23 protein-coding genes are annotated in these 23,741 nt (G+C 71.8%); 17 read left to right on the top strand and 6 right to left on the bottom strand.

Annotation, left to right across the window (positions count from 1 at the left end):
* Positions 1-10: 10 nt before the first annotated feature.
* From hutI to tsaE, 8 genes are all read left to right on the top strand, one after another.
* Positions 11-1,183: an imidazolonepropionase gene (gene hutI, locus ACIRB1_RS12390; RefSeq protein WP_352181988.1), complete on the top strand. Its 1,173-nt coding sequence runs from the start codon at positions 11-13 to the stop codon at positions 1,181-1,183.
* Positions 1,184-1,323: 140 nt separating this feature from the next.
* Positions 1,324-1,731, top strand: coding sequence for a hypothetical protein (locus tag ACIRB1_RS12385; protein ID WP_352181989.1), 408 nt, complete (start codon positions 1,324-1,326; stop codon positions 1,729-1,731).
* Positions 1,732-1,799: 68 nt separating this feature from the next.
* The gene (locus ACIRB1_RS12380) at positions 1,800-2,171 is read left to right on the top strand and encodes a holo-ACP synthase (RefSeq protein WP_352181990.1); all 372 of its coding nucleotides are present in this window, start codon (positions 1,800-1,802) and stop codon (positions 2,169-2,171) included.
* A gap of 61 nt (positions 2,172-2,232) precedes the next feature.
* The gene (locus ACIRB1_RS12375) at positions 2,233-3,672 is read left to right on the top strand and encodes an NAD(P)H-hydrate dehydratase (protein WP_403465489.1); all 1,440 of its coding nucleotides are present in this window, start codon (positions 2,233-2,235) and stop codon (positions 3,670-3,672) included.
* A gap of 126 nt (positions 3,673-3,798) precedes the next feature.
* Positions 3,799-4,704: a L,D-transpeptidase family protein gene (locus ACIRB1_RS12370; protein ID WP_352181992.1), complete on the top strand. Its 906-nt coding sequence runs from the start codon at positions 3,799-3,801 to the stop codon at positions 4,702-4,704.
* A 46-nt stretch (positions 4,705-4,750) separates the two neighbouring features.
* Positions 4,751-5,980: an alanine racemase gene (gene alr, locus ACIRB1_RS12365; protein ID WP_403465488.1), complete on the top strand. Its 1,230-nt coding sequence runs from the start codon at positions 4,751-4,753 to the stop codon at positions 5,978-5,980.
* Positions 5,977-7,215, top strand: a complete 1,239-nt coding sequence (locus ACIRB1_RS12360) for an alpha/beta hydrolase (RefSeq protein ID WP_352181994.1) — start codon at positions 5,977-5,979, stop codon at positions 7,213-7,215. Before alr ends, ACIRB1_RS12360 begins: the two co-directional genes overlap by 4 nt.
* Positions 7,181-7,702 (top strand): tRNA (adenosine(37)-N6)-threonylcarbamoyltransferase complex ATPase subunit type 1 TsaE, encoded by a 522-nt coding sequence (gene tsaE / locus ACIRB1_RS12355; RefSeq protein WP_403465487.1) that lies wholly within the window; start codon positions 7,181-7,183, stop codon positions 7,700-7,702. The genes ACIRB1_RS12360 and tsaE overlap by 35 nt, the downstream gene beginning before the upstream one ends.
* A gap of 379 nt (positions 7,703-8,081) precedes the next feature.
* Here the strand turns inward: tsaE and ACIRB1_RS12350 are convergent, their stop codons facing one another.
* A complete protein-coding gene (locus ACIRB1_RS12350) occupies positions 8,082-8,636 on the bottom strand; it encodes a hypothetical protein (protein WP_403465486.1) in 555 nt (184 codons plus the stop codon).
* A gap of 152 nt (positions 8,637-8,788) precedes the next feature.
* Between ACIRB1_RS12350 and tsaB the strand changes: the two genes are divergently transcribed.
* Genes tsaB through ACIRB1_RS12330 form a run of 4 tightly spaced genes read left to right on the top strand, consistent with a single transcriptional unit; the run spans position 8,789 to position 11,328 of the window.
* Positions 8,789-9,442 carry a tRNA (adenosine(37)-N6)-threonylcarbamoyltransferase complex dimerization subunit type 1 TsaB gene (tsaB, locus tag ACIRB1_RS12345; RefSeq protein WP_403465485.1) on the top strand — a complete coding sequence of 218 codons (654 nt, stop codon included), beginning with the start codon at positions 8,789-8,791 and terminating at the stop codon, positions 9,440-9,442.
* Between the two features lie 29 nt (positions 9,443-9,471).
* Complete coding sequence (gene rimI, locus ACIRB1_RS12340) at positions 9,472-9,990, top strand: ribosomal protein S18-alanine N-acetyltransferase (RefSeq protein WP_403465783.1); 519 nt, start codon at positions 9,472-9,474, stop codon at positions 9,988-9,990.
* Positions 9,983-11,077: a tRNA (adenosine(37)-N6)-threonylcarbamoyltransferase complex transferase subunit TsaD gene (tsaD, locus tag ACIRB1_RS12335; RefSeq protein WP_352181999.1), complete on the top strand. Its 1,095-nt coding sequence runs from the start codon at positions 9,983-9,985 to the stop codon at positions 11,075-11,077. Before rimI ends, tsaD begins: the two co-directional genes overlap by 8 nt.
* Positions 11,074-11,328, top strand: coding sequence for a hypothetical protein (locus ACIRB1_RS12330; RefSeq protein WP_403465484.1), 255 nt, complete (start codon positions 11,074-11,076; stop codon positions 11,326-11,328). The genes tsaD and ACIRB1_RS12330 overlap by 4 nt, the downstream gene beginning before the upstream one ends.
* Before the next feature lie 13 nt (positions 11,329-11,341).
* On the opposite strand, the gene ACIRB1_RS12325 is transcribed toward ACIRB1_RS12330, so the two are convergent.
* From ACIRB1_RS12325 to ACIRB1_RS12310, 4 genes are read right to left on the bottom strand one after another with little or no spacing between them, the layout of a single operon-like run.
* Positions 11,342-13,648: a glycoside hydrolase family 3 N-terminal domain-containing protein gene (locus ACIRB1_RS12325; protein WP_403465483.1), complete on the bottom strand. Its 2,307-nt coding sequence runs from the start codon at positions 13,646-13,648 to the stop codon at positions 11,342-11,344.
* Positions 13,649-13,682: 34 nt separating this feature from the next.
* A complete protein-coding gene (locus ACIRB1_RS12320; protein ID WP_403465482.1) occupies positions 13,683-14,582 on the bottom strand; it encodes a carbohydrate ABC transporter permease in 900 nt (299 codons plus the stop codon).
* Between the two features lie 4 nt (positions 14,583-14,586).
* A complete protein-coding gene (locus ACIRB1_RS12315) occupies positions 14,587-15,459 on the bottom strand; it encodes a carbohydrate ABC transporter permease (protein ID WP_403465782.1) in 873 nt (290 codons plus the stop codon).
* Positions 15,460-15,509: 50 nt separating this feature from the next.
* On the bottom strand, positions 15,510-16,838 hold the full coding sequence (locus ACIRB1_RS12310) for an ABC transporter substrate-binding protein (protein ID WP_403465481.1): 1,329 nt from the start codon (positions 16,836-16,838) through the stop codon (positions 15,510-15,512).
* A gap of 108 nt (positions 16,839-16,946) precedes the next feature.
* Here ACIRB1_RS12310 and ACIRB1_RS12305 point away from each other — a divergent pair, with 108 nt between their 5' ends.
* The 5 genes from ACIRB1_RS12305 (at position 16,947) to ACIRB1_RS12285 (ending at position 22,519) form a co-directional block, all read left to right on the top strand.
* Positions 16,947-17,999: a LacI family DNA-binding transcriptional regulator gene (locus ACIRB1_RS12305; RefSeq protein ID WP_352182004.1), complete on the top strand. Its 1,053-nt coding sequence runs from the start codon at positions 16,947-16,949 to the stop codon at positions 17,997-17,999.
* Positions 18,000-18,131: 132 nt separating this feature from the next.
* On the top strand, positions 18,132-19,481 hold the full coding sequence (locus tag ACIRB1_RS12300) for an endo-1,4-beta-xylanase (protein WP_403465480.1): 1,350 nt from the start codon (positions 18,132-18,134) through the stop codon (positions 19,479-19,481).
* A gap of 121 nt (positions 19,482-19,602) precedes the next feature.
* The gene (locus ACIRB1_RS12295) at positions 19,603-20,649 is read left to right on the top strand and encodes an LCP family protein (RefSeq protein ID WP_403465479.1); all 1,047 of its coding nucleotides are present in this window, start codon (positions 19,603-19,605) and stop codon (positions 20,647-20,649) included.
* A gap of 152 nt (positions 20,650-20,801) precedes the next feature.
* Positions 20,802-21,158 carry a YciI family protein gene (locus ACIRB1_RS12290; protein ID WP_043676922.1) on the top strand — a complete coding sequence of 119 codons (357 nt, stop codon included), beginning with the start codon at positions 20,802-20,804 and terminating at the stop codon, positions 21,156-21,158.
* 74 nt (positions 21,159-21,232) lie between these two features.
* Positions 21,233-22,519: a sigma-70 family RNA polymerase sigma factor gene (locus ACIRB1_RS12285; RefSeq protein ID WP_352182007.1), complete on the top strand. Its 1,287-nt coding sequence runs from the start codon at positions 21,233-21,235 to the stop codon at positions 22,517-22,519.
* A gap of 28 nt (positions 22,520-22,547) precedes the next feature.
* Here ACIRB1_RS12285 and ACIRB1_RS12280 read toward each other — a convergent pair whose 3' ends face one another.
* A complete protein-coding gene (locus tag ACIRB1_RS12280; RefSeq protein ID WP_403465478.1) occupies positions 22,548-23,729 on the bottom strand; it encodes a methyltransferase domain-containing protein in 1,182 nt (393 codons plus the stop codon).
* Positions 23,730-23,741: the final 12 nt, after the last annotated feature.

Below are 23,741 nucleotides of genomic sequence, written 5' to 3'. Positions count from 1 at the left end.
CGAGGACACGATGAGCAGCACTGTCATCACCAACATCGCCACGCTGGTCACCAACGACCCCTCCCTCGGTGACGGTTCCCCCCTCGGACTGATCCACGACGCGGCCGTCGTCATCGACGGCGACCGCGTCGTGTGGACCGGTGAATCAAGCAAAGCACCCGCCACTGACAACCGGGTCGACGCCGGTGGGCGGGCGGTCCTGCCGGGCTTCGTGGACTCCCACTCGCACCTCGTCTTCGCGGGCGACCGCACGCAGGAGTTCAACGCCCGGATGTCCGGGCGGGCGTACAGCGCGGGCGGCATCCGCACGACCGTCGCGGCGACGCGCGCGGCGAGCGACGGGGAGCTGGAGGCGAACCTCACCCGCTACCTGGACGAGGCGCTCCGCCAGGGCACCACCACCTTCGAGACGAAGTCCGGCTACGGCCTGACGGTCGCCGACGAGTCCCGTGCGCTGCGCATCGCCGCCGCCCACACGGACGAGGTGACGTACCTCGGCGCCCACATCGTCCCGCCGGACTACGCGGACGACCCCGCCGGATACGTGTCCCTGGTCACCGGCGGGATGCTCGACGCCTGCGCCCCGCACGCCCGTTGGATCGACGTGTTCTGCGAGAAGGGCGCGTTCGACGGCGACCAGGCCCGCGCGATCCTCACCGCGGGCAGGGCGAAGGGCCTCCACCCCCGTATCCACGCCAACCAGCTCTCGTACGGCCCCGGCGTCCAGCTCGCCGTGGAACTCGACGCGGCCAGCGCCGACCACTGCACCCACCTCACCGACGCCGACGTGGACGCCCTGGCGAACAGCGGCACGGTCGCGACGCTCCTGCCCGGCGCCGAGTTCTCCACGCGCGCCCAGTGGCCGGACGCCCGCCGCCTCCTGGACGCGGGCGCGACCGTCGCCCTCTCCACCGACTGCAACCCGGGTTCGTCCTTCACCTCCTCGGTGCCCTTCTGCATCGCCCTCGCCGTACGGGACATGGGCATGACCCCGGACGAGGCGGTGTGGTCGGCCACGGCGGGCGGCGCGGCAGCCCTGCGCCGCGACGACGTCGGCCGCCTCACCCCGGGCGCCCGCGCCGACCTGACCCTCCTGGACGCCCCGAGCCACGTCCACCTCGCCTACCGCCCGGGCGTACCCCTGGTCGCCGGCGTCTGGCGGCGGGGCGTCCGGGTCGTTTGACCGGTCCCTGAGACCGCCCTGAAAGCACGCTGAAGTCGCCCTGAAGGCCCCCTGAAACCGGGCGGGCGCACTCTCTGGATCACAACGAAGGCGAGGCGGCACCGACCCGGGGCCGCGCCGGATCCAAGGAGAGCGTCACCATGGGCATCACCCTCACCGACCAGGACAAGAACACCCTGCGCACCGCCGCGTACGGCGCCGTCTCGCTGATGGCCGCCGCCGGGGCCGCCGGTTCGCCGCACAAGGTCGCCACCCGGGGCAGCATCGCGCTGGCCTCGGCGACCGGCCCGATCGGGTACGTGCTCGCCGAGAAGTCGCGGATCAAGGGGCTCGACGGCACGTCCGTCGCCGCACTCGCCGACCACGTCCTGCCGGCCCTGACCGAGGCCATGAGCGTGCTCAGGAAGCAGGACCCGGCCGAGGCCGACAACTTCCGCGGCACCGTCCTCGTCGCCCTCGAAGCGGGCACCCGGGGCGACAGGAACGCCGCCGGCCCCGTCATGGCCGACATGACCCGCAAGATCACCGCGGCCCTCGACGCCGCCTGAACTCCGCCGGTCCGACCGCCCGTCCGCCGATCCGTGTCGCGGGCGGGCCCGGTCGTAGGGTGCTCGGCATGAGCATCATCGGGGTTGGTATCGACGTGGCCGAGATCGACCGGTTCGCGGCGTCCCTCGCACGTACACCGGGAATGGCCCGACGCCTCTTCCTGGACAGCGAGTTGCTGCTGCCGAGCGGGGAACGGCGGGGGAACGCCTCCCTCGCCGCCCGCTTCGCCGCGAAGGAGGCCCTCGCCAAGGCGCTCGGCGCGCCCGCCGGACTGCACTGGACGGACGCCGAGGTGTACGTCGAGGACAGCGGGCAGCCCCGGCTGCGGGTCACCGGCACGGTCGCGGCCCGCGCGGCCGAACTGGGCGTGCGCTCCTGGCACGTCTCCCTGAGCCACGACGCCGGGGTCGCCTCGGCCGTGGTCATCGCGGAGGGCTGAGAAGGACCTGCCGCGGACGCCCGGATGCGGGGCCCGGCCCATCCGGGGCAGACTCGACCGCATGCGGACTGCGTACAGCGTGGAGACGGTAAGGACGGCCGAACAGGCCCTCATGGCACGGCTCCCGGAAGGCACGCTCATGCAGCGCGCCGCCGCCGGACTCGCCGTGGCCTGCGCCCAGTTGCTGGGCCGGGTCTACGGCAGCCGGGTCGTCCTGCTGGTGGGGAGCGGGGACAACGGCGGCGACGCCCTGTACGCCGGCGCACGGCTGGCCCGGCGCGGGGCGGCCGTCGTCGCCGTACTCCTCGCGCCCGACCGCACCCACGCGGGCGGGCTCGCGGCGCTGCTGCGCGCGGGCGGCCGTAGCGTCGCCCCCGCCGACGCCGAGGACACCGTCCTGCGCGCCGATCTCGTCCTCGACGGCATCGTCGGCATCGGCGGCAAGGGCGGGCTGCGGCCCGACGCCGCGCGCCTCGCGACGCTCGCCGGGGACTCCGGGGCGCTCGTCGTCGCCGTCGACCTGCCGAGCGGCGTCGAGGCGGACAGCGGCGAGGTGCGCGGTGCCGCCGTGCGCGCCGACGTCACCGTCACCTTCGGCGCCCACAAGCCCGGGCTGCTGATCGATCCCGCGCGCGAGTACGCCGGTTCCGTACGGCTGGTCGACATCGGACTCGACGCCGGACTCCCCGCCGAACCCGAGCTGGAGGCCCTCCAGCACGCCGACGTGGCACGGCTGTTGCCCGTGCCGAGCGCCGAGAGCGACAAGTACCGGCGGGGTGTCGTCGGCATCGCCGCCGGGTCCGGTCGGTATCCCGGGGCGGCCGTGCTCGCCGTCGCGGGGGCGTTGCGGGGCGGGGCGGGGGCCGTACGGTACGCCGGTCCCGCCGCGGACGCGGTCATCGCGCGGTTCCCCGAGGTGCTGGTGTCGGACGGGGGACCGCTCAAGGCGGGGCGGGTGCAGGCGTGGGTCGTGGGGCCGGGCGGCGGGGACGACGCGGCGACCGTCGCGGACGTCGTGACCGCCGAGGTGCCCGTGCTCATCGACGCGGACGGGTTGCGGTTGGCCGACCCGGATGCCGTACGGGCGCGCAGGGCACCAACGTTGATGACTCCGCACGCGGGGGAGGCGGCGGCGCTCCTCGGGGTGGACCGGGCGGTGGTCGAGGGGGCCCGGCTGGAGTCCGTGCGGGAGCTTGCGGGGCGGTACGGGGCGACCGTGCTGCTGAAGGGGTCCACGACGTTGGTCGCGGATTCGGGGGGCGGTGCGGTGCGGGTCAACTCGACCGGGACGGGATGGCTCGCCACGGCGGGGAGCGGGGACGTGTTGTCGGGGCTCGCCGGGTCGTTGCTGGCGTCGGGGCTGTCGGCGTTCGACGCGGGGAGTGTGGGGGCGTATCTGCACGGTCTGGCGGGGCGGCTGGCGGCGGAGGGGGCGCCGGTGGGGGCGCATGACGTGGCGGAGGGGGTGCGGGAGGCCTGGCGGGATGTGGTGCTGGGGTGAGTGTTCGCCTCCGCGGCGAAAGCCGTGGCGGACCCGGTCCGCGGTGAGGCGTTCGCGCTCGTCAATAAGGGTGACCCCTCCGCGCGGCAGCCGGATCGGGCCGTAGGGGCGCGTTTCTCTGATCGCATGATCAGTACACGAATCGCGCACAGAAGTATCGCGGTGCTGCTCACCGCGGTGATCGCCCTCCCCGTCGGGGCCGGGAGTGCCTTGGCCAGCGACGGACCCGTGCCGGTGCCCGCGGCGGGGCCCGCGGAGAGTGAGTTGGTGCCCGGGGTGCCGCCGGGGCCGTATCAGCCCTGGCAGATCGACACCCCGGATCAGGCCCTCGCGCCGAAGGTGTACACGCCGACCGCTGAGGAGGACCGCGTCGAGCCCCGGGACGCGGCCGTGGGGACGTACGCGCTCGTCGAGTACGTGCCGATCGGGGACGCCGTCGCCAAGGTGACGTGCAGCAAGCAGACCGGGCCGTACCAGCGGGGCGTGGAGCGGTGGCTGGGACTGAGGGTGGACGGCAGGCAGTCGGGCGCCGACTGCAAGGCCATCCGCGCCTTTCAGAAGAAGCAGGGCATCAAGCCCGCGATCGGCTTCGCGGGGCCCGTCACCTGGGCGCGGATGCAGTTGCTCGCGGCGAAGAAGAACCCCAACGCGGCCAGGAAGTGCCCCGTCCGCGCGTACCGCGTCGCCTGTGTCGACCTCGACCGGCAGCTGACCTGGGTGCAGAAGGGCACGAAGGTCGTCTTCGGACCGGTGCCGATGCGCAGCGGACGCAAGGGGCATGTGACCCGGGGCGGCTGGCACAAGATCTACTGGAAGCACAAGAACCACTGGTCGACGCTCTACAACAGCCCCATGCCGTACGCCCAGTTCTTCGACGGCGGCATCGCCTTCCACGCCGTCTACGGCAGCATCTACACCACCGTCGGCTCCTGGGGCTGCGTCAACCTCCAGCTCGCCGACGCCCGCAAGCTCTGGGGCGTCCTGAAGAAGGGCGACCGCGTCTACGTCTGGGGCCACCGGCCGGGAAACTAGGCGGGCCTGCGGGATTGTCAGTCCCCTCTGAGAGACTGGGGGCGTCATGAATGAGACAGCTGCTGTGCCGACCTCGCCCCTGCGGGCCCGTGCCGAGATCGATCTGGGCGCCCTGCGGGCCAATGTCCGCGCCCTGCGCGCCCTCGCGCCGGGTGCGGCCCTCATGGCCGTCGTCAAGTCCGACGCGTACGGCCACGGGGCCCCGGCGTGCGCCCGCGCGGCCGTCGAGGCGGGAGCGACCTGGCTCGGTACGGCGACGCCCGAGGAGGCCCTCGACCTGCGCGCCCGCGCCGGACTGCCGGACGGCACGCGGATCATGTGCTGGCTGTGGACCCCGGGCGGACCCTGGCGCGAGGCCATCGAGGCCGATCTCGACGTGTCCCTCAGCGCGATGTGGGCCCTCCGGGAAGTCACCGCCGCCGCCCGTGCCGTCGGGCGTCCCGCGCGCGTGCAGCTCAAGGCGGACACCGGGCTCGGGCGCAACGGCTGCCAGCCGGGCGCCGACTGGACCGAGCTCGTCGGTGCCGCCCTGCGCGCGGAGGCCGAGGGGCTCGTCCGGATCACCGGACTCTGGTCGCACCTCGCTTGCGCCGACGAACCGGGACACCCCTCCATCGACGCCCAACTCGCCCTGTTCCGCGAGATGGTCGCCCACGCGGAGACCCAGGGCGTACACCCCGAGGTGCGGCACATCGCCAACTCGCCCGCCGCCCTCACCCGCCCGGACGCCCACTTCGACCTCGTCCGCACCGGCATCGCCGTCTACGGCATCTCGCCCAGCCCCGAGGTGGGCTCCCCGGCCGACTTCGGGCTGCGCCCGGTGATGACCCTGAAGGCGTCCCTCGCCCTGGTGAAGCAGGTCCCGGGCGGCCACGGCGTGAGCTACGGCCATCACTACATCACCCCGGGCACCACCACCCTCGGCCTCGTCCCCGTCGGCTACGCGGACGGCATCCCGCGCCACGCCTCCGGCACCGGCCCCGTGCTCGTCGGCGGCAAGTGGCGCACGGTCGCGGGCCGGGTCGCCATGGACCAGTTCGTCGTGGACCTCGGAGGGGACGAGCCGGAGGCCGGTGAGGAGGCGATCCTCTTCGGGCCCGGCGACCGCGGCGAGCCGACCGCCGAGGACTGGGCGCAGGCCGCGGGCACCATCGCCTACGAGATCGTGACCCGCATCGGAACTCGCGTTCCCCGCGTCTACGTCAATGAGGCCGCCCCCGGGTATGAGGAGGGCGACACGGCGCAGGGCCCTGACGTGAAGAGGAGCGGCACGTGAGCGAGAGCAGTGCGGAGGCGGTCGCCGCGGTCGCCTCCGCCGCCACGGGGGTGGCCGGCAACTGGCGCAAGGCGACCGGTATCGCCGGTGCCGCGATAGGTGTGATCGCCGCCGGCGCCGCGGCCGGTGTCGCCATAGAGCGGATGACCGTCGGGCGCGGTATGCGCGAGCGGGCCCGCCTGGCGCTCGACTCGACGGGACCGTACGGCTCGCTGCGCGGCACCCCCGGCACGGCACTCGCCGACGACGGCACCGAGCTGTACTACGAGGTCGACGACGTCGAGCCGGACCTCGCCGTCACGCCCAAGCGCCGCCGCCTCTTCGGGCGCAAGGCCCCGGCCCCCGTCACCGTCGTCTTCAGCCACGGCTACTGCCTCAACCAGGACTCCTGGCACTTCCAGCGCGCCGCCCTGCGCGGGGTCGTGCGGACCGTGCACTGGGACCAGCGCAGCCACGGCCGCTCCGCGCGCGGGGTCGCGCAGCTGGAAGACGGCATGCCGCTCACCATCGACCAGTTGGGCCGGGACCTGAAGGCCGTGATCGACGCGGCGGTGCCCGAGGGCCAGATCGTGCTCGTCGGCCACTCCATGGGCGGCATGACGGTCATGGCCCTCGCCGACCAGTACCCCGACCTGATCCGCGACCGGGTCGTCGCCACCGCCTTCGTCGGTACGTCCTCCGGGCGCCTCGGCGAGGTCAACTTCGGCCTGCCCGTCGCCGGGGTCAACGCGGTACGGCGGATCCTGCCCGGCGTACTGAAGGCGCTCGGGCAGCAGGCCGCGCTGGTGGAGCGGGGGCGCCGGGCCACCGCCGATCTGTTCGCCGGGATCATCAAGCGGTACTCGTTCGCGTCCCGGGACGTCGACCCGGCGGTCGCGCGGTTCGCCGAGCGGATGATCGAGGGCACGCCCATCGACGTCGTCGCCGAGTTCTACCCGGCGTTCACCGACCACGACAAGACGGCCGCGCTCACCCACTTCAAGGACATGCCGGTGCTCGTGCTGGCCGGGATCGGCGATCTCGTCACGCCCAGTGAGCACAGCGAGGCCATCGCCGACCTGCTGCCGGACGCCGAGCTGGTGCTCGTGCCGGACGCCGGGCACCTGGTCATGCTGGAGCACCCGGAGGTGGTCACCGACCGCCTCGCCGACCTGCTCACCCGCGCGGGTGCCGTGCCCGCAGGGGCTACCGTAAGTGGCTATGGAAGCACCAGCAGCACCGCACAACGCGGCTGAGCCCCTGTCCGTATCGATCACCGTCAACTCCCCCGAGCAGATGCGGGAGTTGGGTCGCCGCCTGGCCAAGCTGCTGCGCGCGGGCGACCTGGTGATGCTCACGGGCGAGCTGGGCGCCGGCAAGACCACCCTGACCCGGGGACTGGGGGAGGGGCTCGGGGTCCGCGGCGCGGTCACCTCGCCGACGTTCGTCATCGCGCGCGTGCACCCCTCGCTGGGGGAGGGGCCGCCGCTCGTCCATGTCGACGCGTACCGCCTGGGCGGCGGGCTCGATGAGATGGAGGACCTCGATCTCGATGTCTCGCTGCCCGAGTCCGTGATCGTCGTGGAGTGGGGTGAGGGCAAGGTCGAGGAGTTGACGGACGACCGGCTGTCCCTCGTCATCCACCGGGCCGTCGGTGACACCACCGACGAGGTACGGCATGTCACGGTCACGGGGCTCGGTGAGCGGTGGACCTCCGTCGAACTGGGTGTGCTCGGCGGCTGACCGGGTGGTGCGGGGGACATGGGCGGTGTGGGTTCCGACAAGGTGTCGGCAAGATGTTGCGTTCCAGGTCCCGGGCGTGGTCACATGGTATCCAGTTCGTAGTTAGGTCTACCTAACCACGTCTGCCCCGGCCCCCAGGAGGCGTCCATGTCGGCTTCAGAGGATCAGCGTGAGCGGGCGCGGCCGTGTGCGGTGTCCATGCGGGAGCTGTTGGCCGCGGGTGAGGCGGCGCGGGCTGTGTCCACCCCGCCGCGAGCGCCGGAGGCTCCGCCGGTTGAGCCGCGTAAAGCCGCGTAGTCGGTCGTCCGCGGGCCCGTTGTGGCTGGTCGCGCAGTTCCCCGCGCCCCTGAGGGAGTGGTCCGCAGGGCGTTGGATTCGTCTAGCGGATGACCACGATGTTCTGGCCGATCGTGGCGAATTCCCACATGGCCGCGCCATCGGCGATCGACTCGCGGATGCCGCCTGACTTGGTTGTGGGGTCGGGTGCCGCTGTCTCGCCGCTGACCGGCGCGCTGAAGCCGATGGCGACTCCCTTGGCGTTGGTGAAGCGGACGACGTGCTGGATGGGGGTGCCGTCGGTGCCGACGATGGCGTTCGAGCGGGAGGTGACCGGGTAGGTGCCCGTGGGCGGGTCGACCGTGCCGGGGGTGACCTTGAACGTGCGGGTGACCTTGTCGTTCTCGGCGACCAGCCACACCCGGTCGTCGTCCACCGAGTAGACGACCCGCTCGCCCCTGCCGGACCCGGCGGGCAGCGCGGCGGGGTTCTTCGTGTCGCGCGGGGCCTTCTTGGCCGCCACGGGGGCGGTGCTCGCGTGGGCCGTGTCCCCCATCCCGGCCGGGACGGTCGCGGACGCCTGATAGGCGAGGAAGCCGACCGTGGCGACGGCCGCCACGGTGAGTCCGGCCACGATTCCCGCGCTGCTGCCGGCCATCGGCGCCCACCTCCGCGTCTCGTCCGTCTGTGACGGTGTCCCGTACGGTCCCGTACATCCCGTAAGTCCGGTGACCCTAGGTGACCGTAGCAGTTGGGGCCGGGGTGACCGGGGCGGCCGTGCTCGCGGCGCCGGAGCCGTAGGCTGTTTGCGTGCTCTTGCTCGCTCTGGATACCGCCACCCCCGCCGTCACCGTCGCCCTGCACGACGGCGAGGCCGTCATCGCCTCGTCGAGTCAGGTGGACGCGCGCCGCCACGGTGAGCTGCTGCTCCCGGCCGTCGACCACGTGCTCGACGGCGCGGGGCTCAGGCTCGACGCCGTCACCGGAATCGTCGTGGGCATCGGCCCCGGCCCCTACACCGGACTGCGCGTCGGGCTGATGACCGCCGACACCTTCGGCCTCGCGCTCGGCGTCCCTGTGCACGGTGTGTGCACGCTGGACGGCCTCGCCTACGCCGCCGACCTCGACGGCCCCTTCGTCGTGGCCACGGACGCGCGGCGCAAGGAGGTGTACTGGGCGCGCTACTCCGACTCCCGTACGAGGGTGACCGACCCGGCCGTCGACCGGCCCGCCGACATCGCCGACGAGGTCGCGGGACTGCCCGCGGTCGGCGCCGGTGCGCTGCTCTACCCGGACACCTTCCCGGCCGTGCACGAGCCGGAGCACGTGTCCGCCGCCGCGCTCGCCTCACTCGCCGTCGAGAGACTCGCGGCGGGCGTCGAACTCCCCGCGCCCCGGCCGCTGTACCTGCGCCGGCCGGACGCCCAGGTGCCCAAGAACTACAAGGTGGTCACCCCGAAGTGACCGAATCCCTGAGCCCTCGGCTGCGCGAGATGCGCTGGTGGGACATCGATCCCGTGCTGGAACTGGAGAAGGACCTCTTCCCCGAGGACGCCTGGTCCCGGGGCATGTTCTGGTCCGAGCTGGCGCACGCCCGCGGCGCCGAGGCGACCCGGCGGTACCTGGTGGCCGAGGTGGCCGGCGAGCAGGACGAGGGCGGTGTCCGGGTCATCGGCTACGCCGGTCTCGCCACCAACGGCGACCAGGCCGACATCCAGACCATCGCCGTCGCCCGCGACCACTGGGGCACCGGCCTCGGCGCCACCCTGCTGACCGAACTGCTCACCGCGGCGAGCGAGTTCGAGTGCGCCGAGGTCATGCTGGAGTGCCGCGTCGACAACGTCCGCGCGCAGAAGCTGTACGAGCGCTTCGGCTTCGCCCCGATCGGTTTCCGGCGCGGCTACTACCAGCCGGGCAATGTCGACGCCCTGGTGATGCGCCTCACCACAGATCCCGACAGCGGCTCCGCTGCGGAGTCACCTTCCGTACAAGGAACCGAGATCCATGACTGACGAACCCCTTGTGCTCGGCATCGAGACCTCCTGCGACGAGACCGGCGTCGGGATCGTCCGCGGCACCACCCTGCTGGCGGACGCGGTCGCGTCCAGCGTCGACGAGCACGCCCGCTTCGGCGGGGTCGTACCGGAGGTGGCGTCCCGCGCCCATCTGGAGGCGATGGTCCCGACGATCGAGCGCGCGCTGAAGGACGCGGGCGTGAGCGCCCGTGACCTCGACGGCATCGCGGTCACGGCGGGTCCGGGCCTGGCCGGCGCCCTGCTGGTCGGCGTCTCGGCGGCCAAGGCGTACGCCTACGCCCTCGGCAAGCCGCTCTACGGCGTGAACCACCTCGCCTCCCACATCTGCGTGGACCAGCTGGAACACGGCCCGTTGCCCGAACCGACGATGGCGCTCCTGGTGTCCGGCGGCCACTCCTCGCTGCTCCTCTCCTCGGACATCACCTCGGACGTACGGCCGCTGGGCGCGACGATCGACGACGCGGCGGGCGAGGCCTTCGACAAGATCGCGCGCGTGCTGAACCTCGGCTTCCCGGGCGGCCCGGTCATCGACCGGTACGCGAAGGAGGGCGACCCCACGGCGATCGCGTTCCCGCGCGGACTGACCGGCCCGCGCGACCCGGCGTACGACTTCTCCTTCTCCGGGCTGAAGACGTCCGTGGCCCGCTGGATCGAGGCGAAGCGGGCAGCGGGGGAGGACGTGCCGGTGCGCGATGTGTCGGCGTCCTTCCAGGAGGCCGTCGTCGACGTCCTGACCCGCAAGGCCGTGCGGGCCTGCAAGGACGAGGGCGTCGACCACCTGATGATCGGCGGGGGTGTCGCCGCCAACTCCCGCCTGCGCGCCCTGGCCCAGGAACGCTGCGAGGCCGCCGGCATCCGCCTGCGCGTCCCGCGCCCCAAGCTCTGCACGGACAACGGCGCGATGGTCGCCGCACTGGGCGCGGAGATGGTCGCCCGCGACCGCACGCCGTCCGACTGGGACCTCTCGGCGGACTCCTCCCTCCCGGTGACGGACCCCCACGTCCCGGGTCACCATCACCACGACCACGTCCACGAGGTCAGCAAGGAGAACCTGTACTCGTGACGGTCGCGCTGATGTGGGAGGCCCGAGCGGCGGAGGGGCGAGGGGCCGAACTCCTCGCCTGGGCGCGGGCCCAGCGGCTTGCCGCCGAACCCCTGCGCCGGGAGTTCCTCCGCGCGCCCCGGGACCGGGTGCTCGTCATCACCTGGTGGGACGCGGAGCTGGACGCCGATCTGCCCGAACTCCCGGAGCCGGACGGGGAGTTGGTGACCCGGACCGTGCACCGGTGGCGGTTCGAGTCGCTGGGCGGGTGAAGAGGGGCGGTCCTCACGCCTCGCCCTGTACCTCCGTCTCGCACCGCAGCCGCCGCTCCGCCCCCACCACCCGTACGGGACCCGTCACGGTCAGCCGGGTCGTGTGCCGCACGTCCGCGCTCGACGCCGCCAACCTCAGTTCCAGTACGCCCGGTTCGACCACCCGGCGCCCCGAGCGGTCGGTGAAGGCCGAGAGGTCGGTGTGGAAGCGGAAGGTCAGCCGGGCCGACTCGCCCGGTGCCAACTCCAGCCGCTGGTAGGCGATCAGGCGGACGTCCGGGCGGGTCACCGAGGCGACCGGGTCGTGCAGGTACAGCTGGACGACCTCCGTGCCGGGGCGGTCGCCGGTGTTGCGGACGGTGACCGGCAGGTCGTAGGAGCCGTCCGTGTCGATCTCCGGGACCGGGGACTCGGTGACCTCCCACGCGAAGCTCGTGTAGGAGCGGCCGTGGCCGAAGGGGTAGAGCGGGGTCGGGTCGAGGTTGCTGACCTCGTCGGCCAGGCCCAAAGGGGGCTGGAGGTACGTCCAGGGCTGGCCGCCGGGGGCCTGCGGGACGCTCACCGGGAGGCGGCCGGACGGGTTCACGCGGCCCGAGAGGACGCCGGTGACCGCCGGGCCGCCCTCCTCGCCGGGGAAGAACGCCTGGACCACCGCGCCGAGGCGGCCCTGCCAGCGGCCCAGCGCGTAGGGGCGGCCGGTCAGCAGGACCAGCACCACCGGGACCCCGGTCGACACCAGTGCGTCCAGCAAGTCGGCCTGGACGCCCGGCAGTCGGAGGTCCGCCACATCGCAGCCCTCGCCCGAGGTGCCGCGTCCGAACAGGCCCGCCCGGTCGCCGAGCACGGCCACGCACACGTCCGCCTCCGCCGCCCGCGCGACCGCCTCCTCGAACCCGGAGGTGTCCGGGTCGGAGACATCGCACCCCTCCGCGAACGTCACCTTGGCGTCCGGGAGTTCGGCCCGCAGCGACTCCAGCACCGTCGGGATCTCGATGCCCATCGGCACCTCGGGGTGGTGCGTTCCCACATGGGAGGGGAAGGAGTAGCAGCCGAGCATCGCCAGCGCGTCCGCCGCCCTCGGGCCCACCACGGCTATCCGTGCCTCCGGCGGGAGCGGGAGCACACCGTCCGGGTTGTCCAGCAACACCACGGATTTTTCCGCGAGTCGGCGGGCCAGGGTCCGGTTCGCCGTCGAGTCCAGGTCGATGGGGCCCGTCGGCTCCGGTGACCAGTCCTCGTCCAGAAGCCCCAACTCGGCCTTCTGGAGCAGCACTCGGCGCGCCGCCCGGTCCACGAGCGACTCCGGGATCTCCCCTGCCCGCACCGCCTCGACCAGCGGCCTGCCGTAGCACTTCAGCGTCGGCAGCTCCACGTCGATCCCCGCCGCCAGCGCCGCGTGCGCGGCCTGCGCCGGGCTGCCCGCGACCCGGTGGAGCGTCTCCAGGAAGCCGATGCCGAAGTAGTCGGCGACGACCGTGCCGGTGAACTCCCACTCGTCCCGCAGGAGTTCGGTCAGCAGGTGCGGGTCCGCCGACGCCGGGACGCCGTCGGTCTCGTTGTACGCCGCCATCACCGAGCGCGCCCCGCCCTCCCGCAGCGCCATCTCGAACGGCGGCAGTGTGACGTCCGCGAACTCCCGCACCCCCGCCCGCACCGGCGCCAGATTCCGCGCCCCCACCGAGGACGCGTACCCGGCGAAGTGCTTCAGCGTCGCGACGACCCCGGCCGACTCCAGCCCCCGCACATAGGCCGCCCCGATCGTCCCCACCAGATACGGGTCCTCGCCGATGGTCTCCTCCACCCGCCCCCACCGCGGGTCCCGTACGACGTCCAGGACCGGGGCGAGACCCTGGTGGACGCCGGCCGAGCGCAGGTCGGCGCCGATGCGCCGGGCCATCTCCTCGACCAGCCCCGGGTCGAAGCTCGCCCCCCACGCCAGCGGCACCGGGTACGCCGTCGCACCCCACGCGGTGAAGCCCGCCAGGCACTCCTCGTGGGCGACCGCCGGGATGCCGAAGCGCCCCGCCGCCGCGATCCGGCGCTGCGCGCGGGCCAGCGCCTGTGCGCCCAGCTCCGGGTCCACCGGCGCCGTACCGAAGGAACGGGTGAGCTGGCCCAGCCCCAGGGTGATCAGCTCGTCCCAGTCGTAGTCCGAGGTCATCTCCCGCTGGAGCGGGGCGACCCCGTCGCCGTCCGTGGCGGCGCCCACCCAGACGCCGTAGAGCTGGGCGGTCTTCTCCTCCAGGGTCATCCGGGCGAGGAGGTCGTCGACGCGGGCGGCGGTGGGCAGGGCGGGGTCGCGCCAGGGGGCGGTGGTCATGAAACTCCGTTCGGGAAAGGTGAGTTGGGGCAGCTCACTTGCCGCCCACGCCCATCAGGCCGCCGACCAGGGCGCGCCGGGCCACCAGGTAGACGGCGAAGATCGGAATGCCGGAGAGGACGACCGAGGCGAGCAGGGCCGGGATGTTCACGCCGAACTGGCTGACGTAGTTGAAGAGTCCGAGCGTGAGGACCCTCGGCCCGTCGGACTGGGTGAAGATCAGCGGGAAGAGGAAGCCGTTCCAGGCCTGGAGCGCTGTGTAGACGACGACCGTGCTGATCCCGCCCTTGGTCATCGGGATGACCAGCTGGAACAGCATCCGGGTCGCCGAGGCCCCGTCGAGCGCCATCGCCTCGTACAGCTCCTCGGAGATGTCCCGCAGCGTGCCGGTCAGGATCAGCACGGACACCGGCATCGCGAAGGCCGCCGTAGGCAGGATCACCGCCAACAGGCTGTCGTACAGGTTGAGTTTGGCGATCATCAGGTACAGCGGGACCACGACCGCCTGCGCCGGGATGGCGACTCCCAGCAGGAACAGCCGGAAGGCGCCGCTCGCCCATACCGTCCTGGTGCGTACGGCCACGTAGGCCAGCGGCACGCACAGCACCAGCACGATTCCCACGACCGCCGCCGCGACCAGCGCGGTGTTGGCGAGGAAGTGGCCGAAGCCGTTGTGCAGGACGGTGTTGTAGTTGGCGAACGTCGGATCGGTGGGCGGCTTCAGGGCGTTGTTGCCCAGCGCCTTGTCCTGGCGGGTGAGCGAGGCCGAGATCATCGCGTAGATCGGCACGATGACGACGGCGAGCCAGAGCAGCGAACCGAGCCCCGCCACGGGGTTGGGCCGCTTGCTCCAGTGCCGGCGCCTCCGGGTGCGCGGCTCTTCCGCCGGTTCCCCCGCCGTCTTCACCGGACGCGGCAACGTGTCGTGTGACACTCCGTCACATCCCTTCGCGGGTACTGCGCATGGCGCCGAAACCGGTGAGCCGGACCAGGACCAGGGACAGCGCGGTGGCGACGACGACCAGGAAGGTGGCGATCGCGCTCGCGTAGCCGAAGTCGTAGCTCTTGAACCCGGCCTCGTACATCAGGTACGGCAGGATCGCCGTGTCCGTACCCGGACCGCCCTGGGTGAGGATCAGGACGGTCTCGAAGTACGTGAGCGAGCCGACGATCATCAGCACGCTCGATGTCGTGGCCGTGTTGCGGAGCTGGGGCAGCGTGATCGAGAAGAACTGCCGGTACCGTCCCGCCCCGTCGATCGCCGCCGCCTGATAGAGCACTTCGGGGATCTGCCGGGCGCCGCCCTGATAGATCAGCGTGTGGAAGGGAATGAACTGCCACCCCCCGACGAACACGATCGCGAGAAACGCCCCACTCGTCGTCCCCAGCGTGTCCTGGTGGATGACCCCGAAGTTGGGGTCGAGCAGCGCGTAGAAAAGCAGCGCTATCGCCGTCGAGGACAGCAGGAACGGCACGAAGAAGATCGCGGAGAGGACGGCCCGGCTGCGCTGCCGTCCCGCCGCCCAGACACCGAGGAGAAGGGACGCGACGGTCTGGAACACCCAGCTCGTCACCGTCAACAGCACGGTGATGGTGAGGGATTGGGTCAGCCGGTCGTCGTGCAGCAACTTGTCCCAGTTGGCGAGACCGACGGGCTTGGGGTCCCCGAGCCCGTTCCACTTGGTGAAGGAGAGATAGACCGCCAACACCATGGGCGCCACGGCGAAGAAGACGAAGAACAGCACCCCGGGCACAGCCCAGACGCCGTGAGGCACAGCGCCCCGATAGGGGCGCGGCGAACGGCGCGACAGACCACGAGGAGCCCGCGGCCGAACGACGGGCCCCTCCGCGGAGCGCTCGCTCACTTCAGCCCCTTGAGCGCCGACACGAACTGCGCCGGCGAACTCTTCCCCACGAACAGCTTGTTGATCTCGGTCAGCATCGGTGTGGACACAGCCGGGTCCACCGCCTGGTCCCAGCTCAACGTGAACGCGGGCGCCTGCTGCACCATCTGGTACTGGAACTTCGCGAACTCGGGGTTGGGCGAGGACTCCAGCAACTTCTCGGCGTTGGCCGTGGTGGGGATGTCCCCGTTGGCGACCAGGTCCTTCGCGTACGCCTCCGACGCACAGTCCCGCAGGAACGCGATCGCCGCGTCCTTGTTGCCCGTACGGGCGTTCACGGACCAGTAGTTGGTGGGGTTGCCGACCACGTTGCGGATGTCGCCCGCGCCTCCCTCGTACTTCGGGAAGGCGACCCAGCCCAGGTTGTTCTTCGCGAAGTCGGGGAACTTCCCGAGCTGCGTCGAGTACTCCCACGACCCCATCAGATGCATCGCCGCCTTCCCCTTGGCGAACACCGCGGGCGCACCCCCGTTGACGTACGACACGGAGCTGAACCCCTTGCCGAACGCCCCGTCGTCGATGAGCTGCTTGACGGTCTCGGCGGCCTTGAGGACGGCGGGGTCGCCCCACCCGGACGCGTCGCCGTTCTTGATCTTGTCGAAGACCTCGGGGCCGCCGATCCGGTCGACGAGGTACTCCAGCCACATCAGCTCGGGCCAGATGTCCGCACCGCCGAGCGCGAACGGCGTGATGTTCGCGGCCTTCAGCTTCTTGTTGATGTCGAGCAACTCGGCCCAGGTGGTGGGCGGCTGGAGCTTGTGCGCGGCGAAGACGGTCTTGTTGTAGAAGAGGATCACCGGCTGCATGCCGCGCATCGGTATGCCGTAGTTCTTGCCCTTGAGCGCGCCCGCCGCGAGCACGGAGGGCAGGAAGCCGTCCTTGAGGACCGGGTCGCTCTTGATGGTGTCGGTGAGGTCCACCAGCTGGTCGGCCTCCTGGTACGCCTTGATCGAGCCGCCGCCCCAGTTGAAGAAGACGTCCGGCGCGTTCGGCGAGCCCATCGCGGTGCGCAGCTTCGCCGGGTAGTCCGTGCCGGGCACCTTCTCCAGCTTGATCTTGCCCTTGGCCTTCTTCGCCGCCGCCGACGCGTTGAACCGGGTGACGGCCTTGACCTGCACCTTCGCCGCGTCGTCGCCGTAGGTGAAGGCGGTGACCGTGCTGCTGCCGCCGGTGCTGTCACTGGAACCGCAGGCCGTGAGTCCGGTCGTGAGCAGGGTGGTGGCACCGGCGCCGAGCACCCAGCGCCTGCTGAACGTACGCCCGCCGTTGGACGTGTTGGGCTCCATGGACAGCACCTCTCGTGCGAATGTTTCGAGCCGTTCTACGAATGTTCCGGGAACCTAAGACGCGCGAGGGGGTTCGTCAAGAGGTCGCGCAGGGATACGATCGCCGCCATGACAGCCCCGGATTCCGCCGAAACCCAGACAGCGGGTCGGCCGACCCAGACCGCCACCCTCGCCGAGATCGCCCGCGAGGCCGGAGTGTCGGCTCCGACTGTTTCGAAGGTCCTCAACGGCCGTGCCGATGTCGCCCCGGCGACCCGCACCCGCGTCGAGGAACTCCTGCGCGTCTACGGCTACCGGCGCCGCCGCGCCGAGGCGACCCGCTCCCCGCTGATCGACCTGGTCTTCCACGAGCTGGAGAGCGCCTGGGCGATGGAGGTAATCCGGGGCGTGGAGAACGTCGCGCGGGACTCCGGGCTGAGCGTGGTGCTGAGTGAGAGCGCCGGGCGGCTGACCCCGGGCCGGACCTGGGCCGACCAGGTCGCCGCGCGCCGCCCGCACGGCGTGGTCCTGGTGCTGTCCGGGCTCGACGAGTCCCAGCGGGCGCTGCTCACCAGCCGTTCCATCCCGTTCGTGGTGATGGACCCGGCCGGTGACCCGGGCGCCGACGTTCCGTCGATCGGCGCGACCAACTGGCAGGGCGGGCTCGCCGCCACCCGGCACCTGGTCGAGCTCGGCCACACCCGGATCGGCGCGATCAGCGGGCCGTCCCGGATGATGTGCAGCCGTGCCCGGGTCGACGGGTACCGGGCCGCGCTGGAGACGGCCGGGCTGCCGGTCGACCCCTCGCTGATCACCACCGGCGACTTCCACCACGAGGCCGGCTACCGGCTCGGGCTCCAGCTGCTGCGCCGCCCGGACCGGCCCACCGCCGTCTTCGCCGGCAACGACCTCCAGGCGCTCGGCCTGTACGAGGCCGCGCGTGAACTCGGGCTGCGCATCCCGGAGGACCTGAGCGTGGTCGGCTTCGACGATCTGCCGGTCGCCCGCTGGGTCGGCCCGCCGCTGACGACCGTACGACAGCCCCTGACGGAGATGGCCGAGGCGGCGGCCAAGCTGGTGCTCGACCTCGGGCGTGAGCAGGAGACCTCGGCGGCCCGGCGGGTGGAACTGGCGACCAGCCTGGTGGTGCGCAGCAGTACGGCGGCACCGGCCGCGGAGTGAGGCGCGTGGCCAGAAGCCGAGCCGACTGTGCCGGGCGTGGCCGGAAGGCGGTGTATTGACGCGGGGGGCGAGCCGCCCCACACTCCTCCGAAGCCAATCGGTTGCACAACCGAAACTTTCGGAGGCACCCGCATGAGATCTCTGAGAACCGGCTTATCCCTGGCGGCCCTGTTCACCGGCGCCGTCATGCTCTTCGCGGCCCCCGCCGCGCACGCCGCCGACACCCCGCTGCGCGACCTCGCCGCCGCGAAGGGCAAAGTCATCGGCACCGCCGTCACCGGCTCCAAACTCACCGGCGGCTACGGCGACATCGCAGGCGCCCAGTTCAGCTCGCTCACCCCCGGCAACGCCATGAAGTGGGGGACCGTGGAGCCGACGCAGGGCAGCTTCAACTGGTCGGAGGCGGACCAGATCGTCGCCTTCGCCCAGGCCCACCACCAGCAGGTGCGCGGCCACACCCTGGTCTGGCACAACCAGAACCCGAGCTGGCTGACCAACGGCACCTGGACGTCCGCCCAGTTGAGCAGCCTGCTACAGAACCACATCAGCACCGAAGTCGGCCGCTACAAGGGCGAGATCACCGCCTGGGACGTGGTGAACGAACCCTTCAACGAGGACGGCACCTACCGCTCGACCCTCTGGTACGACGGACTCGGCGCCAACTACATCGCGCAGGCGCTGACATGGGCGCACACCGCCGACCCGGCCGCCAAGCTGTACATCAACGACTACAACGTCGAGGGCGTCAACGCGAAGTCCACCGCCCTCTACAACCTGGTCAAGTCCCTGAAGGCGGCGGGCGTTCCGATCGACGGCGTCGGTCTCCAGGCCCATCTGATCGTCGGCCAGGTCCCGGCCACCCTCCAGCAGAACATCCAGCGCTTCGCCGACCTCGGCGTGGACGTGGCGATCACCGAGCTGGACGTACGGATGGCGCTCCCGGCCGACAGCGCGAAACTCGCCCAGCAGAAGGCCGACTTCAAGAGCGTCACGGCCGCCTGCGTCGCGGTGACGCGCTGCGTGAACGTCACCGTCTGGGGCTTCACCGACTCCGACTCCTGGGTCGACAGCACCTTCCCGGGCTACGGGGCGGCGACACCGTACGACGCCAACTACGCGCCGAAACCGGCGTATTACGGGATCTCGGAGGCGCTCGGCGGCACGACCACCACCCCGCCGCCGACGAACGGTGCGTGCTCGGCGACGTACAGCGTGACGAGTCAGTGGAACGCCGGGTTCACCGGACAGGTGACGATCGCGTGTTCCGGGGCCTCGCTGTCGTCGTGGAAGGCGAGTTGGGCGTACGGCGCCGGCCAGCGGATCACCCAGGCGTGGAACGCGGCCTGCACCCAGTCGGGCACGGCGGTGAGTTGTGCGAACGCGAGCTACAACGGCACGGTCCCGGACGGCGGTTCGGTGTCGTTCGGGTTCAACGCGTCCTGGAGCGGGAGCAATCCGGTGCCGGTGGTGACCCTGGGATGAGGGAGGCGGGGGAGTACGCGGGGGTGAAGCGGGCCTGAGAACCGTGAAATTTTCCGCAGAAAACCGGATCGGGGCGGCTCCCCTAACTTTCTCCTAATAATTCGGACTTACGTTCCTGTCCGTGACGGACATCGAGAACGCCGAGGACGACAGACGAGTGGGCCGGCGATCACGCGTGCTGAAGATCGTCGGCCTCACTCTGGCCGGTGCCCTCGTCCTGGGCGTCGGCGCGGCGGGCTGGGCCTACTGGCACCTCAACAACAACATCAAGAGCGTCGACATCGACAGCGCGCTCGGCACCGGGCGCCCCGCGAAGGCGGTGACCACCCCCTCCTCCGCCGCGTCCGCGTCCCCCGTGCCGACCGGTTCCCTGAACATCCTGGTCCTCGGCTCCGACTCGCGCAGCGGCAAGGAGAACAAGTCACTCGGCGGCGGCGACAGCTCCGGCGCCCGCTCCGACACGGCGATGGTCGTCCACCTCGACGCGGGCCGCACCAGGGCCACGATCGTCAGCATCCCGCGCGACACCCTCGTCACCCGCCCGTCCTGCCCGCTGTCGTCCGGGGGCTCGACGTCGGTGGCGTACCAGGCGATGTTCAACAGCGCGTACTCGGTGGGCGGTCCGGTCTGCGCGGTCAAGACGGTCGAGTCCATCACCGGCGTCCGCATGGACCACTACCTGGAGATCGACTTCGCGGGCTTCGCGAAGCTGGTCGACGCGCTCGGCGGTGTCACGGTCACCACGACCCAGGACATCGACGACGACGACAGCCATCTGCACCTCAAGAAGGGCACCCACCACCTCGACGGCAAGCAGGCCCTGGCCCTCGCCCGCACCCGGCACGGCATAGGCGACGGCAGCGACCTCGGCCGGATAGGCCTCCAGCAGATGCTGGTGAAGGCCCTGCTGACCCAGATATCCACCCATGACCTGCTCACCGATCCCGCCAAGCTCTACGAGATCACCGACGCGGTCACCGACAGCCTCACCACCGACACCGGTCTCGACTCGCTCAGCGAACTGATCGGCCTCGGCCAGAGCCTGAAGGGCCTGTCGGCGGACGCGGTGACCACGGTGACGATGCCGAACGTCACGGCGCCGTCCGACCCGAACCGGGTGGTGGCGAAGGAGCCGGCGGCGAGCGATCTCTGGGAGTCGCTGCGCTGAGGTATCGGCCGAACCCCGGCTGACCTGCGGAAACAGCTGGGCGGAAAAAATCTTCGAGGTTTTCCGGCGAGTGTGTCGATCCGGGCGGCCCTCGATCGACGCATGGTTGAAAGGCCGGGAACGACCCGGCCGGAACGACCCGAGGAGTCACCATGCCCCGCTACCTCTCCCTCGTGCAGATCGACGAGAAGACCGCCCCCGCCGAGGGACCGAGCCCCGAGCTGATGCAGCGCATGGGCGAGCTGATCGAGGAGATCACCAAGGCCGGCGTCATGCTCGACACCGCCGGCCTCACCCCGACCGCGCAGGGCGCCCGCGTCCACTGGGAGGGCGGCAAGATCTCCGTGACCGACGGCCCCTTCACCGAGTCCAAGGAGGTCGTCGGCGGCTACGCGCTCATGCAGTGCAAGGACATGGCCGAGGCGATCGAGTGGACGAAGCGGTTCCTGAAGGTACACGAGGAGTTCTGGACGGTGACCTGCGAGGTGCGGGAGATCGCGGAGGGCTGAGCACCCCGCGCTCTCCCCGGCCCTGCCCGGCCTTCCTTGGCCCTGAGGCCGCCGGGGGTGTTGCATGGTGGGTTGTGACCCCGGAATCACAGCCCACCGCAGCCCCGCACGGCACCGCCACCGACCCGCACGGCACCATCGAGACCGTCTTCCGCATCGAGTCCCCCCGCATCATCGCCGCCGTCGCCCGCCTGGTCCGTGACGTCGGCATCGCCGAGGAACTCGCGCAGGACGCGCTCGTCGCCGCGCTGGAACAGTGGCCGAGGGACGGCGTGCCCGACAACCCAGGCGCCTGGCTCATGGCCACCGCCAGGCACCGCGCCGTCGACCTGATCCGGCGCCGGGAGAACTACGCCCGCAAGCTCCAGGAGATCGGCCGCACCCTGGAGACGACGGCCCCGCCCGAGGAACCCACCGCCCCGGACGACATCGACGACGACCTCCTGCGCCTCGTCTTCACCACCTGTCACCCGGTCCTCTCCGCCGAGGCCCGCACCGCCCTCACCCTGCGCCTCCTCGGCGGCCTCACCACCCCCGAGATCGCCCGCGCCTTCCTGGCCCCCGAGCCGACGATCGCCCAGCGCATCGTCCGCGCCAAACGCACCCTGGCCACCAGGAACATCGCCTTCGAGGTCCCCTACGGCCCCGACCGCGAAGCCCGCCTCGGCTCCGTCCTGGACGTCATCTACCTCATCTTCAACGAGGGCTACGCGGCGACCGCGGGCGACGACTGGCTCCGCCCGAGCCTCTGCGAGGACGCGCTCCGGCTGGCCCGCCTGCTCGCCGCCCTGATGCCGAAGGAACCCGAAGTGCACGCGCTGGCCGCGCTGTTGGAGTTCCAGGCCTCCCGCTCCGCCGCCCGCACCGGCCCCGACGGCGCCCCCGTCCTCCTCAGGGACCAGAACCGCCGCCGCTGGAACCGCCTCCTCATCGCCCGCGGCATCACCGCCCTCGGCCGCGCCGACGCGGTCTCCACCGGCGCCCCCGGCCCCTACGCCCTCCAGGCCGCCATCGCCGCCTGCCACGCCCACGCGTACACCTACGACGAGACCGACTGGCGGACGATCGCCCTCCTCTACGGCCTCCTCGCCGCCCGATCCCCGTCCCCCGTCGTGGAGTTGAACCGCGCGGTGGCCATCTCGATGGCGGACGGCCCGGCCCCGGCCCTGGCCCTCGTCGACACCCTCGCCTCCGAACCGGCCCTGCGCGACTACCACTTGCTCCCGAGCGTCCGCGGCGACCTGCTCCTCCGCCTCGGCCGTACGACGGAGGCGAAGGCCGAGTTCGAACGCGCGGCCTCGCTGGCCCGCAACGAACGCGAGCGGCAACTCCTGCTGCGCCGGGCCGGGGAGGCGTCGTAGCGCGAGCGTGTGGGCGTGTGACGGGGGGTCAGGCGGGGTGCCCGATCAACATCGTGGGCGCCCCCGCGACCCGAGTGAGGAACACGGTCGCGGAGTTGGGCCCCTGAGGCTTCACCTTCCGGCGGAGTTCCTCCGGCTCGACGGCCGATCCCCGCTTCTTCACGGTGAGGACGCCCACCTCCCGCTCCCGCAGCAGCGCCTTCAACTTCTTGACGCCGAAGGGGAGTTGATCGGTGATCTCGTAGGCGGAGGCGTACGCGGTGGGCCGTAGCCCGTCCGCCGTCACATACGCGATGGTCTCGTCGACGAGCCCGCCCCCGACCTCCTCCGCGACCTCGGCCACGAGGTGGGCGCGGATGACGGCGCCGTCGGGTTCGTACAAGTACCGGCCCACGGGGCGGACTTCGGGGTCGGGCAGGCCCCGGCCGTGCAGAACTCGCGGGCCGGGGAGGAGAGTCGCGCGCACGGCGCCCGGCCGTACCCCGGTCCCGAACCACAGCACCGCCTCCTTCACGTCACCCCCGTCCGAGATCCACTCCGCCTCGGCCGTCGCCGGGATCGCCTCGTGCGGCACCCCGGGGGCGATCTTCAGTGCGGCGAGCGGGGCGGTCGTAGCGGCGTCGACGGCCCAGGACAGCGGGGGCGAGTACGCCTCGGGGTCGAAGACGCGGCCGCGGCCGCCGCGTCGTGCGGGGTCGACGAAGACGGCGTCGTACCCGGACGTGTCGACGTCCGTCACATCCGCCTCCCGTACCTCGATCAGGTCGGCCAGGCCCAGGGCCTCGGCGTTGGCGCGGGCGACGGCGACCGTCAGCGGGTCGCGGTCCACGGCCAAAACCCGCACCCCCGCCCGGGCCAGCGCGATCGCGTCGCCGCCGATGCCGCAGCAGAGGTCGGCGACGGAGGTGACGCCGAGGGCCTGGAGGCGGCCGGCGCGGTAGGAGGCGACGGTGGTGCGGGTGGACTGTTCGAAGCCGTTCGGGGTGAAGAACATCCGGTCGGCGTCCTCGGGCGTGAACTTCGCCGCCGCCGCGCGCTGCCGCAGCCGGGCCTGGCCGAGGGCCGCCGAGACGAGGTCGGCGGGGTGGTCGCGGCGCAGCCGGGTGGCGACGGCGAGTTCCTTGGCCGGGTCGGTGCCGCGGACCTCGTCGAGGAGGGCGCGGCCCTCGGGGGTGAGCAGGGCGGCGAAGGCGAGTACGGGGTCGTTCACCGGGACATTGTG

Source organism: Streptomyces sp. NPDC096013 (genome assembly GCF_044763565.1).
In the GTDB taxonomy this organism is placed as follows: domain Bacteria; phylum Actinomycetota; class Actinomycetes; order Streptomycetales; family Streptomycetaceae; genus Streptomyces.
This window is presented reverse-complemented; position numbering and strand designations above follow the sequence as displayed.

What these genes read in the sequence shown, in the direction of transcription:
- hutI (WP_352181988.1), top strand. Translation starts at nt 11, where the DNA reads ATGAGCAGCACTGTCATCACCAACATCGCCACGCTGGTCACCAACGAC.
- ACIRB1_RS12385 (WP_352181989.1), top strand. Translation starts at nt 1,324, where the DNA reads ATGGGCATCACCCTCACCGACCAGGACAAGAACACCCTGCGCACCGCC.
- ACIRB1_RS12380 (WP_352181990.1), top strand. Translation starts at nt 1,800, where the DNA reads ATGAGCATCATCGGGGTTGGTATCGACGTGGCCGAGATCGACCGGTTC.
- ACIRB1_RS12375 (WP_403465489.1), top strand. Translation starts at nt 2,233, where the DNA reads ATGCGGACTGCGTACAGCGTGGAGACGGTAAGGACGGCCGAACAGGCC.
- ACIRB1_RS12370 (WP_352181992.1), top strand. Translation starts at nt 3,799, where the DNA reads ATGATCAGTACACGAATCGCGCACAGAAGTATCGCGGTGCTGCTCACC.
- alr (WP_403465488.1), top strand. Translation starts at nt 4,751, where the DNA reads ATGAATGAGACAGCTGCTGTGCCGACCTCGCCCCTGCGGGCCCGTGCC.
- tsaE (WP_403465487.1), top strand. Translation starts at nt 7,181, where the DNA reads ATGGAAGCACCAGCAGCACCGCACAACGCGGCTGAGCCCCTGTCCGTA.
- ACIRB1_RS12350 (WP_403465486.1), bottom strand. Translation starts at nt 8,636, where the DNA reads ATGGCCGGCAGCAGCGCGGGAATCGTGGCCGGACTCACCGTGGCGGCC.
- rimI (WP_403465783.1), top strand. Translation starts at nt 9,472, where the DNA reads ATGCGCTGGTGGGACATCGATCCCGTGCTGGAACTGGAGAAGGACCTC.
- tsaD (WP_352181999.1), top strand. Translation starts at nt 9,983, where the DNA reads ATGACTGACGAACCCCTTGTGCTCGGCATCGAGACCTCCTGCGACGAG.
- ACIRB1_RS12325 (WP_403465483.1), bottom strand. Translation starts at nt 13,648, where the DNA reads ATGACCACCGCCCCCTGGCGCGACCCCGCCCTGCCCACCGCCGCCCGC.
- ACIRB1_RS12310 (WP_403465481.1), bottom strand. Translation starts at nt 16,838, where the DNA reads ATGGAGCCCAACACGTCCAACGGCGGGCGTACGTTCAGCAGGCGCTGG.
- ACIRB1_RS12305 (WP_352182004.1), top strand. Translation starts at nt 16,947, where the DNA reads ATGACAGCCCCGGATTCCGCCGAAACCCAGACAGCGGGTCGGCCGACC.
- ACIRB1_RS12300 (WP_403465480.1), top strand. Translation starts at nt 18,132, where the DNA reads ATGAGATCTCTGAGAACCGGCTTATCCCTGGCGGCCCTGTTCACCGGC.
- ACIRB1_RS12290 (WP_043676922.1), top strand. Translation starts at nt 20,802, where the DNA reads ATGCCCCGCTACCTCTCCCTCGTGCAGATCGACGAGAAGACCGCCCCC.